This window comes from Rossellomorea sp. y25 (assembly GCF_038049935.1).
Taxonomy (GTDB): Bacteria; Bacillota; Bacilli; order Bacillales; family Bacillaceae_B; genus Rossellomorea.
Genome location: NZ_CP145886.1, coordinates 186,396 through 199,712 on the forward strand (window position 1 = coordinate 186,396; position 13,317 = coordinate 199,712).

The following is a 13,317-nucleotide window of genomic DNA, read 5'->3' on the forward strand; positions in this document are numbered from 1 at the left end:
TTACGACTCCTTCCGATCTTGGTCGGTTGGTGAATACCCCAAGTTCCGTTTCTTTGTGAGTGAGCTTGGCAATTTGATATATCCTTTAAAGTAATCACCCATTGTAGGCTTTGCAAAGGTGGTCAGGAAGGGTTGTCCAAAGCTTTCTGTACTGACGAGAGCGATCAAGAAGATAAACCCGCATAAAAAGAATCCATATAAGCCTAATAAAGAGGAGACGAATAAATTTGTAAACCGTAAAATCAGAATATTTCCCGTCAAGCTTTGATTCATTAGTGTATAACTTGAAATGATGGTAATCGCCGCGACAACCAGCATCGTGGGAGAGGTGAATCCTCCTCTGATGGCAGCATCCCCTACAATGAGTCCTCCCAACACGGCAACCGTCTGACCGACTGCTTTCGGAAGGCGTACACCGGCTTCCTTGAACAATTCAAATAGGATGAGCATAAGAGTCAATTCCATCCCGGTTGAAAGGGGGAGTCCTGTTCTGGACACCGTAATAGTGGCTAATAAAGGGTAAGGGATTTGCTCCAGCTGATGAGTCGTAACCGCAACCCAGAAGCCAGGTAGAAAAATGGTCGTTGCGAAAGCGAGGAATCTCAATATCCTTTCAATACTCACATAGAAGAAGCTGGTGTGGGCATCTTCCGGTGAGTTCAGCATCAATCCCAAGTTAGCAGGACCTATTAAGCAAGTCGGGTTCCCATCTACAAGAATGGCGAATCTCCCCTGGTTTAAAGACTCCACTACATAATCGGGCCTCCCCACGTATTGGGCCAATGGAACGATAGAAAACGTATTGTCGTATAAATACTCTTCTAATTCGTAACTACTGACAATAACATCAGTATCAATGGATTTCAGTCGGCTTTTTACGTCCTTAAGAATGTCAGGGTTCATGATATCGTCTATATATAGAAGCATAACATCTGTTTGACTCCGTCTCCCGATGGATATTTTGAGACTCTTTAATGAGCTGGTCTTTAACCGATGCCTGATGAGGGTCATATTATCACCAACGTCTTCAACGAACCCATCCCTGGGCCCTCTAATTGAAACTTCAGTGTTTGATTCTTCCGGTGAACGTTTGGCGAGCTTGCTGGCAGAGAAAAAGAGTACATGATGATCATGAGGAGTCACGATCATGATATCCCCGGAGAATATCCTCTGCTCAGCTTGCCTTTGAATATCTATGTCCTGATCAGGACTTGAAACATTGATGAAATCGGAAAATTGGTTCGCCTTCAGTGAACCGTTTGAATGGAGGAGTCTTTGGACTTCAGGAATGATCCACTTGTACAAGGTATTTTGATCAGCCATATTGGGGGAATAGACATAAATCAACTCAATATCATTTCCGTCCCTCACAACTTTTTTTTCGGAAACCAAAATATCCGAGCTATCTTTAAAAGGTAGCAAATCAATGGACCTTCCATGATTCTCTTTCATGATTTTTTCCCTCCTATCTTTACTAATATCCCCAGTACACCGATGCATAGAATTAATAGAACAAGACTATAGGGTAAAAAATAGGTATACAAAAAATTAAAAAAGGAAGCTTCATTCCAAGGTATAAGAGCTCCTATAAACAATACCCCATATAAGATCAGGATTTTAAGGAACCGTTTATTTTCAGTGGTAAATAAAAGTTTTTCAGTGATGTAGACACTGATGCTGATCCGTACAAATGCCCCGGATAGCCATTGGAGGATGGATAGGGAATCTAATCGGGTTATATACTCTCCAAGGGTCAATAATCGCCACTGTTCATAGGCTGGATTCTTCATCTTCATGGATTCTTCTATCCCAAACTCGGAAATTGCCCCGGTAACTGGTCCCAACGTGAGAAATACAAGTATAATACCCAGACCAATCAGCCATTTCTTTTTGATTTCCCCCGTCACGACGAAAGGAACAAGAAACAAAAAAACGGCGAGTTCAAAAATTCCGGCACCTACATAAATCATTCCTAATAATGCATCTGACATTCCATTTTCGAAAATGGGGAAGAGTCGGGAGTAGTCTTTATTCTTCATGTTACCTGAAGCCACAAAAAACCCTAAAAAGGTGACAACAGGGAGACAGATAAAAGCAATCATTCCAATGGTCCTGACCCCTTTGTACGTCCCGTAAAGGGTGGTGACCGCAATGCTGGTCAAGATAACCCAGAAAGGGACTTCGAAGGTATAATTCGTCAGGCTCCAGTTCGCCGTGTAATTAAGAGTGACAAAGGCACTCCCCATAAAATAGAGGCTTAATAAATAACCGATCATATTCGAGAGCTTTTTACCGAAATGAATGCGAATGAATTGGATGGGATCTTGATTTCCGAGCTTTTTATAAATGTAATACAATAAAAGTATCCAAAGGAAAAGAGGAGGTACGGATAATAATACACTTATCCATGAATCACGTTTCCCGGCACTTAAAAGGCTGGGAAGAATGAGTACATGTACCATCAATCCGGATGAAAGAATAATGATTGAGAAGATATGAATGAGATAGATCGATCGTTTATTCATAGAATTTATCACCATTTGGTAGTTTGCCATTTGGGGTGGGGATTATGCACAGAATAGGTATCTCGATAGGTAAGTAGTGAGAAAATAGGAAACTCCAGGCACTTTCCTTTACCCAACCATCCAAAACCCTTATAATCATACAAATAGATTCATGTTCTCTTCGTGCACCAGCGAATAAAGAGTAACCTGCTGCTTCCGCAGTCCAGGTTACTTTTTTATTGGGAAGGGTACGATAATAGAGAATGAAAAACGGTTTGAAAGTAAGGGTATGATGATAAATGAAACAGTTACATAGACAGTATGTATGGCTGGGGAGGTTCCTTGCATCAGACCCGGGCCGGAAGAGATTTCAGCAGGCAGGTAAGGCAACGATCAGCTTAATATCGGCCGTATTTACGATGCTATTCTTATTAAAACTATTTAATCACTCAGCGATTACACCGGCCATTGTGTCAGGGATGGTGGGGATGCTCGGGATTTTCGTCGTCATGGATGACACAACGGCTAAAAAGAAGGTCACGACCCCGTTGATCGGTGTGGCGGTAGCGGTTGGAATCACATTAGGCTCCGCCTTTGCCCATTATAGTCTCGTGGTGAATACTCTACTGGTAGGAGCGATATTCAGCGCTTTTTACTTCTCCCGCTTTGCCATCCGGTATTTTTCCATGGGAATGGCAGGATTTATGTCGATTTATATTTCGTCGATTCTGCAGCTTGATGTGGCGCATCTATCATGGTTTTATATTGGGATTGTGATTGGTGTCATGTACGCTTTTCTTTATAATTTCATTATCTTTAAAGGTTCGGTTCATGTCTTACGAAGAAGCATGCGTTCGTTTCATATTCAATCAAATTTGACGTTTACGATTTTAATGAAGATGATAGAGGATCCGGATACGAGTAGTAAACGTAGGAATCTTCTCGATCGAAATGTTCGAAGGCTGAATGAGTATGCAAGAATCGTAGCCAGTGATATCAATGAGAATGATTTGAAGAAGCTTTGGCCAGGTATCGAGCCTTCGCAATTGCGTCTATATGTTTTTGATACAGAGATGTTGATTCAGACGTTAACCGATTCTTTGAAGCGGCTCAAGGAGTTGGATGCCTTAGAGGTTAAGGAGCTTAGACGCCTGTTGGTTTGGGTTCTTCGTTCGCTCCGTGATGCCGAGGTACTGGCTCAGGATTATGATCCCCGTTCACTTGAAGAAGCGGAAAAAGCCATCCAGGCCCTTCGTTTTCTGTTATCAGAGATGTTGAATCAAGAAGTAAAGCCTAAGGGCTGGGTGTACCTTCTAAGGCGTATTGAGTCCATTGCCAATCATGTCCTGGAAGCAGCCATCACCATTCAAGAATCACTGAAAGTCTCAGAAAGCAAGGAAACGAACATAGAGAATAAGGACGAGTCTGAAGATGAGGGAAAAGAGAATAAGCCTGAAGAAGAGACTAAGAGTTTAAAACCGTCTACACGTAAGGCGATTCAAGCTCTTGTAGCAGGTACACTAGCTATTATCGTTGGGGAGCTGATTGCTCCTGCACAGCCCTACTGGGTGCTGTTAACGACCTTTATTATTCAAATTGGTACAGAGTCAGTAGGAAGAACCTACATGAAAGCCTTTCAGCGATCGGTCGGAACGGTGATCGGAGCAATACTTGGATTCGGAGCGGCAAAACTCGTTTCAGGAAATTCTGAGCTTGAAGTTTTTCTTCTGTTTGTCGTTCTGTTCCTGGCCTTCTATCTCTTCACGGTTTCTTATACTCTAATGAGCTTGTTCATTACAATGCTCATTGCGTTTATGTATGACCTGCTGCTAGGCGGAATCAGCATGCAGCTGATGGGGGCACGGGTCATTGATACAATTGCTGGAGCGCTGATTGCCCTGACTGTCTCGGCATTTGTATTTCCAAAGAAAACGAAGGACAAGGTGGCAGACGCCTTTGATGATTTTCTTGAAGAGCTTGGAGGCTATGTTTCTTCCTATATAAAAACCTTTACGAATATTGATGAAAAACCATTAACAGATCAAGCCTTTGATCTCGATCAGAAGCTTCAGAGTATAAAGGATGAAGCACAATCGCTTCTGCAACGACCTGGATCCATGACACGATCGGGGATCGGCCGTTGGATCACAGTGGTGACAGCCACCAACTACTATGCGAAGCATCTGCTTGCTTCATCCCATAGAAAAGTACCATCAAAGGTTTCCGATGAACTAAATAGCGTTTTTAAGCAGACAGAAGAGAAAATCACTCATAACATCGAAACATTACGTGAGCTGCTAAAAGAAAAAGAGAACGCACAAGTTCTTTGGAGTATAAGTGTGGAAAGGGAAAAGATCGAAACCCTGGCACCAAGCAGACTGAAGTCACAGATGGATCTGATTCATCACCTCTACTATGTGTGGAAAATCAATCAATCGATTGTGGCACTTGGAGAGGAATTGGGCGCGGAAGTGAAGGAAACTCAAACAAAAGGGTAAAGCGAATTCGCTTTACCCTTTTGTTTATTGCGCTTATTCCACCTGTCGGGATAGTCGTTTTAGATAACTTCTTGTCAGAAATTGTTTTAACCCTACACTCTTCGGGAAAACCATACCATCTATACATTTTTATAATGGTGAGGTGGAGCAAATGGCGAAAAGCTTATTACTGATAAAAGAAGATATGAAAAACCCTGATCTTGTTCCCCAATGGGTGATAGAAGAATATAAGAACTTTCACGAGGTAGTAACTGATCGAACGTTTCCTTGTTACTTCGGTATGACCGGAGAGAAAAAAGGAGAGCTTCGGTATTCGTATATAAGTCACGATAATTGGGAGCATCTTCCCGAAACGATTCAAGAGTTTATCGACTTGTTCGATGTACCAGAAGGTGAGCGGCTGATTCGTCACGGATTCTTTTTGTTTGTGGAACCAGAGGATGAGGAGAGGTCCGTCCCTCATTATCGTGAGTATTTCTGGAAGATTCTGCAGTTTCTTCATGATGAGGATGAGGAGGCTTGGCCTGAGGATTATCCGGAGGATCCGGATCATCATTTGTGGGCGTTTTCGTTTGCCGGGGAGCCGTTTTTCGTGTTTGGGAATGCTCCTGCTTATAAGCAGCGAAAGACGAGAGACCTTGGAAATAGCTTGGTATTAGGCTTTCAGCCGAGAAGGATCTTTGAAGGGTTGGAAGGAACGTCAAAGGGTGGCATTATGTCCCGTGAGAAAGTAAGGGAGCGGGTCGAGAAGTGGGACGGCTTACCGAAGCACCCGAATATCAGCCATTACGGGGATCCTGAACACCGTGAGTGGAAGCAATACTTCATTGGAGACGATGTGGTACCGATCGAGGGCAAATGCCCTTTTCACCATAAATAAGAGAAAGAGTGTCAGGTCGCGGCCTGACACTCTTTTTCTTAATAGATATCGACATTCCCACTGGAAACGGAAACATTGATGTTGTATTTACCAGACCCTGCCACACCTGAAATGTCTCCATTGTCTACCTTCTGATTCTTTAATGGGAGGTTGCAGGAGATATCTCCGCTGCTTGCTTTTCCGTTCAGCTTAAAGCTCGCGTCTTCAGGTAAATCCAGGTTGACACCTCCAGAACTTACATCAAAATTCAGGTCTCCCTTTAGAGTGTCCATCGAGACCGTTAATTCGCCAGATGATAAGTCACCTTCCAGAGGACCTTCGTAGTTCGACAATTCTACATCCCCGGAGCTGATGTCTACATTACCTTCTTTTGTGGAGAGAGCATTCACGACCAAGTCTCCGGAAGAACCATCATGTTCGAATACATTCGTCTCAAGATTTTCGAGAATCATGTTTCCGGAACCCATCTCCACGGATAACTCATCGAACTTCATTCGATTCTTTTCGGATTCTCCGGCAAATTGCAGGTTACCGGAGCCAATATTGATTTCGAGGCTTCGATCATACTCTTTTGGAATGTATACGGTTACGTTCGATTTGCGGTTGAATGCTACCCATTCATACCATTTATGCTTTACAGCCACTTCAATGGTGTCACCTTTTTCAGCTAAAGTCAGTGTTCCTTTTCCTTTGATATCAACTTTGACTTCATTCTGGTCTGTAGGAATAACTTCTGTGTCGCTGCCTTCCATTTTAAGATCGATGTGATCGATTCTGTCCGTTACCCCGATGCGTTCTCCTGACTGACTTTCTTTAGCAAATAACGATGTATTGTCATTCAGGATGACGTATAGCGTTCCAAGTGCAAGCAGTGCAATGATCACGGCAAAAGCATTTTTCATTAAAATCCCTCGCTTTGGTTTGTTTTTCCATTTTATAGTATTATTTTAATGCAGCTGCCGGTTCATCACAATGAGCCATAGGATTATTTTTGAATCAGACCAGAGGCCGAGTTCGGTGTGGGCTAATGAATAGAAAAGACCGATCACAGGTGACCGGTCTTAGCCTTTATTTCGCGATGAACATCTGCGTCCAATAAATCCCCTGACTGGGATCCTTCGCTGTTCCCACGCCAATATGAGTGACTTGTTTATTTAAAATATTTTTGCGGTGTCCGGGACTGTTCATCCAAGCGTTAACGACAGATTCAGGTGTTTTTTGTCCAACGGCAATGTTTTCTGCTGCCGTGGAGTAATCCACCCCGAAATTCTCCATCATTTCAAAAGGAGATCCGTACGTAGGAGACGTATGAGAGAAATAGTCATTTTCCTTCATGTCCTCTGATTTCATCTCCGCCACATTCGCTAACTCTCCATCCATCTTCAGGGCATTAAGTCCATTCTTCTTGCGTTCCTGGTTGGTCAAATCCACTACTTGCTTCATAAATCCATTTGCATCTGAAGTCTGTGTATCCTGCTTAGGCTGCTGTTCCGTGGGTGGTTCGGGCTGACCCGTATTCGGTTCTTGTGCAGGCTGATTCGGCTGCCCGGCTTCTTCATTTCCAGGCGTATTTTCCTCACCTGGATCTAAGTGTGTAAATTCGCGTAAGTCTCCATTTGGATCGATCGGAGCCATGAAACGGTGAAGGGGAGTTTGGTTTCCTTGCATCCCATCCATTCTATCTCGTCCATTGTTTCCATAGGAAACCGGATCGTAATTCACGTTCTGTGTATCCATCAGGTTATCGTTTGTATCGTTAGTGTTACAGGCAGTCATCAGCATAAACGGGATGACGGCACAGACTGTTATCGAAAGAAAGCGTTTTTTCATGTTTGATCCTCCAATATTGTTGATTACCTTTTATAACAGGCATTAACAGTCTTTAATATGTACTCCCGCCTTCATTTTTACCCTGTAAAAAATAGGGTTTACTTCTGTGTTTTAAAAGGGTTTTGAGCTCTTGACCCGAATAATTACTGATAAGGAAGAAGGAGGTTTTTCATTAATGGAACGGAAACGATTTCGGGAGATCGGAGGTAGTATCGGCTCGTATACATGTGGGGAAAATAACAGTATTACCGATATTGAGGGAGTGAAGGTTGGACATAAAACCCTTCACTATGAGCATGACGGTACCGTGGTAAGGACGGGTGTTACGGCGGTATTACCTCATGAAGGCAATCTGTTTCGAGAAAAGATATTTGCTGCCAGCTATGTAATCAATGGCTTTGGAAAAACAGTCGGGACGATTCAAATGGAGGAGCTGGGTGTCCTTGAGAGCCCGATTCTCTTGACGAATACTCTTTCCGTTGGGGATGTGTTAAAAGGGACCGTTCAATATATGCTGGGCGAAACACCTGAAATCGGCGACACAACAGGGACAGTAAATGTCGTTGTGGGAGAATGCAATGATGGTTATCTCAATGATATCCGGGGCCTTCATGTAAAGCCTGAAGATGCCAGGGAAGCCATTCTTCATGCACAATCCGGACCTGTTGAAGAAGGGTGTGTAGGAGCGGGAACCGGGATGCTTTGTTTAGGATATAAAGGTGGTATAGGGACGAGCTCCAGGGAGTATGCATTTGGAGATGAAAAGTATAAAGTGGGAGCACTCGTATTAACGAATTTCGGCCACAGAAAAGATTTAATGGTTCCCACCCTTCACACCGGGGAGGATATGGATATACCCGATGGATCCATCATGATCATCTTAGCTACCGATGCACCTCTCAATGAAAGGCAGCTTAAACGATTGGCCAAACGTGCTTCATTCGGTCTTTCAAGAACGGGTTCGTATGCAGCACATGGAAGTGGTGATGTTGTTCTTGCTTTCTCTACTGCTCACCGGATTCCACATCAGCCCGACAATGATAACACGATTCTTTACTCTTTCATTAAAGAAGACGGACCGATCATATCCACCCTATTTGAAATGACCGTGGATAGCGTAGAAGAAGCCATTTGGAACTCTCTTTGTAAAGCAGAAACCACAACGGGCAGGAATGATCGGAAGGTGGAAGCCATACCTTTAGATTTGTTTAAGGGTAGGCTATAAATAAAAGCTAAACATTCTATTATATTTAACCCTCAAGTAAATGGGGTATACCAATACTTATGAGTACTGACTATTTGGTTAAAGGAAGTGAAAATCATGAAGTATACGCCTATGCCGCCTTCCTTTTTCGAACAACCCACTTTGGAGCTTGCAAAGTCCCTGTTGGGATGTGTATTAATGAAAGAGACGGAGGAGGGAACTGCATCAGGTTACATTGTGGAAACGGAAGCCTATTTAGGGCCTGAGGATCGAGCGGCTCACAGTTATGGAAACAGGCGTACGAAGCGGACGGAAGTCATGTTTCATGAAGCAGGCCGGATATATACATATGTTATGCATACCCATTGTTTAGTGAATGTAGTGAGCGGTGAACGAGAGAAGCCTGAAGCGATTCTCATTAGAGCCGTTGAACCACTTGAAGGGTTGGGGCTTATGGAAAGAAGAAGGCCGGGTCATATAAAGAAAAATTGGACAAATGGTCCAGGAAAGCTGACGAAAGCGTTAGGCATCACAATGGAGGACTACGGAGGGAGCTATTTAGAACCGCCTCTCATCATCTCAAGAGGATACCAGCCAGAAAACATTGTAGAAGGAAAACGAATAGGAATTGAAAACACTGGAGAAGCGAGGGATTATCCATGGAGGTTTTGGGTTAAAGACAATCCGTATGTATCAAGATGAGTGTTTTTTTAAGAATTTTCTAATATCCATTGAAAACATACCCCATAAGTACTACGTTTGTGGTATATTTTTCTTATAAGACTAATTTCATTGAATACAGACAATTCGAATGGGAGCTTTGAACCTAAATGATAGATGGGCGCTTACATTTAGGGGAGCTAGTAGCGCAACCGACCACATACGAACGTAGGAATACGTTTTTGTGTGGTTTTTTTATAAGGCTTTTTTACATTTAGACATCTTCTATAAAAATAAACAGAGAGTATAGGGGTCCTATGAACATCTTTACTATTTTTCAAAACGATTATATTTATCATGATTTTCAGCCCTTATATGAAATGGGCAAGCATCAATCCCTCTATGCATATGAGGGCCTGTTACGAAACAAGTATAACGAAAACCCTGAAAGTGTCTTTCAGTCTGCCATGAAAGCGAATATCTTATATAAGCTTGATACCTTATCCATTTCAAAAGCTCTTGAAAGCTTTTCAGAGAATGGATTGAAGAACTGTAAGTTATTTCTTAATATTTATATTACGACGATTCTTCACCCAAGCTTTCATACCTATTTTTATGACCTCATGAAGAAGCATCCTGAAATTAAGGGGCGTCTTGTACTTGAGATTAATGAGTCGAGTGCGGAGGAACTCTGGCAGAATCCATTATTAAAAGAGTCACTCAAAGAACTTAAGCAATATGGAGTATGGTATGCGATTGATGACTTTGGTCAAGGGACATCCTCCATCAAGAAATCCATTGAATATGAACCGGAAATCATTAAGCTGGATCGCTATTTTGCTCTAAATCTGGCTCAAGATGATAAGAAACAACGATTCCTGTCCTTTTTTAATCAATTTTACGGTAAGGATACGTTAATTGTGTTAGAAGGAATTGAAACCAAACAGGATATGAAAGTGGCAGAGGAAATTGGGATTACAATAGGACAAGGCTTTTATCTGGGAAGGCCAAGTCGACTATTAGCTTAAATGGAATGGTGACTCTGAAGTGTGGGAGTTACCTTTTTTCGTGGAAACCTACAGTGGTTTTGTTGGAATTGAAATAAAATTGAAAATATTTAACATTTCCATTAAACTGAGGAAAAAGAGAAAAAAGGGGATCAAGGTATGAGGCTTCTCACATTTCCGCTGAAATTTATGTTCTATTATATTCTCGGGTTGATTGGTATTTTAGCCGTGAGTATCGCACCTGAAGTATTTAAGGAGAGGGGTCTGTATAATTTTGTCGGATTCTTTGAAGAGTTCATTAAATTTGTTTTTGTATTTTTGGACCGTGAAAATTGGAGCTATTCCTATAAAGGGATAACCGTCGATTTTCTGGACATGCTTTGGGGACCTTATCTGTATTCTTTGCAGATTATCGGCGGAGCATTGGGTTTGGGCCTGGGAATAGCATTCATCCTTACACTATTCACAGTGTTTTTGCCCCGATGGGTTACGTCTTCTCTAAAGAAAGTATTAAACCTATTTGAGACGGTACCTGACTTAATGTTTGCGTTTATGCTCCAGCTTCTCATTGTGTATGGTATAAAGCATTTCGGCTTCGAATTAATGAAATTTACAGAGTTTGGGGATGAAAAGATCTTTCTTGCTCCTATCATCACATTATCGATTATTCCCATGATCTCTTTCTTTCGTATTCTTCTTTTTATTATGGAAGAAGAGATGCTTAAGCCACATATAGAGTTTGCCCAAAGTAAGGGAATGTCAAAAGGCAGGATCCTCTTTGCCCACGTACTGAAAAATATTTCTCCAAGCCTGTTTTATCATGGAAAGCTGATTATTTGGGGGATGCTGTCGAGCTTATTTATCATTGAAACGATTTTCAATATGAGAGGAATCACGTATTATATCGTCCAGGACTTCAGACCGATGGTCATAGCCATCTCGCTGATGATGATTTACACACCTTTTTTTGTTGTGTATCAAGGTGTATATCTATGGATTAATCGGGAGGGAAGCGTCGATCATTCCAAATATAAAAGGGATAAAACGAGGTGGAATGAATGGAAGATATGGGGCTGGCTTTCTACGATTAGACGGCTTTGGTGGCAGCATATGCATAATGGGAAGTTTGCCATCGGCTTTAGTGTCATCTTTCTCTTGATTGTTATCAGTTTCCTTTATCCAGTCATGAAAGAAGAGCCGATTAAACAAATTCAGTTTATGAAGAACGATGAGGGACGAATCATCAGTGCACCTCCTCATAAACCATTTGGAGAGATGATCTTAGGCTCCGATTTCTTCGGGTATAGCATCCTCGATCAACTGATTGTCGGGGCAAAGTATACCCTCCTATTTGCACTGGTTGTCGCTTCCCTAAGGGTGATTGGTGGATTCTATCTAGGTATTGCCTATCATTTTCATTTAAAAGAAAACAGGAAAAACTGGCTTGATCGAATGGTTGATTCCATTCATTTCCTGCCTTTAAGTCTCATTGCGTATCTTCTATTAAGACCTGTGCTTTGGGGATTGCCCGTTTTGGGATGGGAACACTCCATTTTTGAAAGACTCGTTTTTGAAGCTGTCGTCTTGACGATTCTTGTGCTGCCGTTAACGACAGTTTTAATAGGGAATGAACTGAAGTTATTAGGAAAACAGGATTTTGTCCTGTCGGCGAAGCTCTTAGGGGGAAGTAATCGGCATTTGCTGTGGACGCACCTATTCCCACATCTGGCACCACGACTATTCATTATATGGGGACAGCAATTTATCCAAACGCTTCTCATCCTTGTGCACCTGGGATTGTTTCATCTGTTCCTGGGTGGAACGATCATTACAGGAGGACTGGTACCCGATCCTCCGAAATCAGGAACATTTGAATGGTCAGGTCTGATCAGTTCCACTAAAGATTCCCTGATGACCGGAAAGTACTGGATTGTCATTGCTCCGTTAGCAGCCTTTATGATTGCCATCATCGCCATGCAGTTGATTGTACAAGGTGTGAAGGAAATCCAGCAAACAAAGGTGGGGGTACTGGTGAACAACACTCCAATTAAGAATAAACATGAGCTGGTCAAGAACAAAACCTACCGTCCAGTGGTGGAAGACTTCCATTTGGTTCGGCAACAATCCTTTAAGGGATAGAGGGGAGAGATAGAGAGTGAGTAGAAAGAGTCCTAAATTACCACTAACCGATGAGGAAAGATCGGCACTTCGTAAAGAGAAAATCAGACTGGGAGACATCTTCGAACTGTCTCCCGATGTGTTAAGTGAAAAACTAAACATCTCTATGGCTAGAGCCCGGTACTTAGTAGGCATGTCCATTTTCCAACGAATTCCGTCGATCGGACCGAATATGGCGCATAATGTGGTTAAAGATCTTGGATTTCATTCATACGAAGACATTAAGAATGAAAAAGGGGAAGACCTCATTATAGACCTGGAAAAGAAGTACGGCGTCTGGATGGACCCGTGCGTGGAAGACTCCCTCAGGTGCGTCGTCCACCACGCAAACAATCCAAACTCCACCAAAAACTGGTGGGACTTCACCACCCAAAGAAAAAACTACCGCCAAACCCACGGTTACCCCAGTGACCGTCCAACCAAAGCCTGGGATGAGGGACGGACCTCATAAACTAAAAAGGCAGGAAGCAAAGAATCAGCTTCCTGTCTTAATTTATATGCGTTCTCTTCAGGGACGGACCTCTTTCGTATATACTCCTCAAAATGGACATGATAA

General features: G+C 42.5%; 11 protein-coding genes and 1 riboswitch. Of the genes, 7 read left to right on the forward strand and 4 right to left on the reverse strand.

Features of this window, described 5'->3' with window-relative positions; translation table 11 throughout:
* A complete protein-coding gene (locus AAEM60_RS01055; RefSeq protein ID WP_341357236.1) occupies positions 1–1,452 on the reverse strand; it encodes a spore germination protein in 1,452 nt (483 codons plus the stop codon).
* Positions 1,449–2,525, reverse strand: a complete 1,077-nt coding sequence (locus AAEM60_RS01060; protein ID WP_341357237.1) for an endospore germination permease — start codon at positions 2,523–2,525, stop codon at positions 1,449–1,451. Before AAEM60_RS01060 ends, AAEM60_RS01055 begins: the two co-directional genes overlap by 4 nt.
* 278 nt (positions 2,526–2,803) lie before the next feature.
* Between AAEM60_RS01060 and AAEM60_RS01065 the strand changes: the two genes are divergently transcribed.
* A complete protein-coding gene (locus tag AAEM60_RS01065) occupies positions 2,804–5,002 on the forward strand; it encodes an FUSC family protein (RefSeq protein WP_341357238.1) in 2,199 nt (732 codons plus the stop codon).
* A 151-nt stretch (positions 5,003–5,153) separates the two neighbouring features.
* The gene (locus AAEM60_RS01070) at positions 5,154–5,882 is read left to right on the forward strand and encodes a YqcI/YcgG family protein (RefSeq protein ID WP_299746940.1); all 729 of its coding nucleotides are present in this window, start codon (positions 5,154–5,156) and stop codon (positions 5,880–5,882) included.
* A 38-nt stretch (positions 5,883–5,920) separates the two neighbouring features.
* Here AAEM60_RS01070 and AAEM60_RS01075 read toward each other — a convergent pair whose 3' ends face one another.
* Positions 5,921–6,784 carry a DUF4097 family beta strand repeat-containing protein gene (locus tag AAEM60_RS01075; RefSeq protein ID WP_341357239.1) on the reverse strand — a complete coding sequence of 288 codons (864 nt, stop codon included), beginning with the start codon at positions 6,782–6,784 and terminating at the stop codon, positions 5,921–5,923.
* A 166-nt stretch (positions 6,785–6,950) separates the two neighbouring features.
* Entirely contained in the window at positions 6,951–7,712 is a 762-nt protein-coding gene (locus tag AAEM60_RS01080) for a CAP domain-containing protein (RefSeq protein ID WP_299746934.1), read from the reverse strand.
* Positions 7,713–7,887: 175 nt separating this feature from the next.
* Here AAEM60_RS01080 and AAEM60_RS01085 point away from each other — a divergent pair, with 175 nt between their 5' ends.
* The 5 genes from AAEM60_RS01085 to AAEM60_RS01105 all read left to right on the forward strand — a co-directional run bounded on the left by AAEM60_RS01085 (position 7,888) and on the right by AAEM60_RS01105 (position 13,212).
* Entirely contained in the window at positions 7,888–8,937 is a 1,050-nt protein-coding gene (locus AAEM60_RS01085; protein WP_299746931.1) for a P1 family peptidase, read from the forward strand.
* A gap of 96 nt (positions 8,938–9,033) precedes the next feature.
* Positions 9,034–9,618, forward strand: coding sequence for a DNA-3-methyladenine glycosylase (locus AAEM60_RS01090; RefSeq protein WP_299746928.1), 585 nt, complete (start codon positions 9,034–9,036; stop codon positions 9,616–9,618).
* A 104-nt stretch (positions 9,619–9,722) separates the two neighbouring features.
* Positions 9,723–9,803, forward strand: a riboswitch (cyclic di-GMP riboswitch).
* 90 nt (positions 9,804–9,893) lie between these two features.
* Positions 9,894–10,604: an EAL domain-containing protein gene (locus AAEM60_RS01095; protein ID WP_299746925.1), complete on the forward strand. Its 711-nt coding sequence runs from the start codon at positions 9,894–9,896 to the stop codon at positions 10,602–10,604.
* Positions 10,605–10,742: 138 nt separating this feature from the next.
* Positions 10,743–12,722, forward strand: coding sequence for an ABC transporter permease subunit (locus AAEM60_RS01100; protein WP_341357240.1), 1,980 nt, complete (start codon positions 10,743–10,745; stop codon positions 12,720–12,722).
* Between the two features lie 16 nt (positions 12,723–12,738).
* On the forward strand, positions 12,739–13,212 hold the full coding sequence (locus tag AAEM60_RS01105) for a helix-hairpin-helix domain-containing protein (RefSeq protein WP_299746919.1): 474 nt from the start codon (positions 12,739–12,741) through the stop codon (positions 13,210–13,212).
* The last annotated feature ends 105 nt before the right edge of the window (positions 13,213–13,317 follow it).

Bases quoted from the DNA above. Each gene is read 5' to 3' on its own strand.
- AAEM60_RS01055 (WP_341357236.1), bottom strand. From the start codon at position 1,452: ATGAAAGAGAATCATGGAAGGTCCATTGATTTGCTACCTTTTAAAGAT.
- AAEM60_RS01060 (WP_341357237.1), bottom strand. From the start codon at position 2,525: ATGAATAAACGATCGATCTATCTCATTCATATCTTCTCAATCATTATT.
- AAEM60_RS01065 (WP_341357238.1), top strand. From the start codon at position 2,804: ATGAAACAGTTACATAGACAGTATGTATGGCTGGGGAGGTTCCTTGCA.
- AAEM60_RS01070 (WP_299746940.1), top strand. From the start codon at position 5,154: ATGGCGAAAAGCTTATTACTGATAAAAGAAGATATGAAAAACCCTGAT.
- AAEM60_RS01075 (WP_341357239.1), bottom strand. From the start codon at position 6,784: ATGAAAAATGCTTTTGCCGTGATCATTGCACTGCTTGCACTTGGAACG.
- AAEM60_RS01080 (WP_299746934.1), bottom strand. From the start codon at position 7,712: ATGAAAAAACGCTTTCTTTCGATAACAGTCTGTGCCGTCATCCCGTTT.
- AAEM60_RS01085 (WP_299746931.1), top strand. From the start codon at position 7,888: ATGGAACGGAAACGATTTCGGGAGATCGGAGGTAGTATCGGCTCGTAT.
- AAEM60_RS01090 (WP_299746928.1), top strand. From the start codon at position 9,034: ATGAAGTATACGCCTATGCCGCCTTCCTTTTTCGAACAACCCACTTTG.
- AAEM60_RS01095 (WP_299746925.1), top strand. From the start codon at position 9,894: ATGAACATCTTTACTATTTTTCAAAACGATTATATTTATCATGATTTT.
- AAEM60_RS01100 (WP_341357240.1), top strand. From the start codon at position 10,743: ATGAGGCTTCTCACATTTCCGCTGAAATTTATGTTCTATTATATTCTC.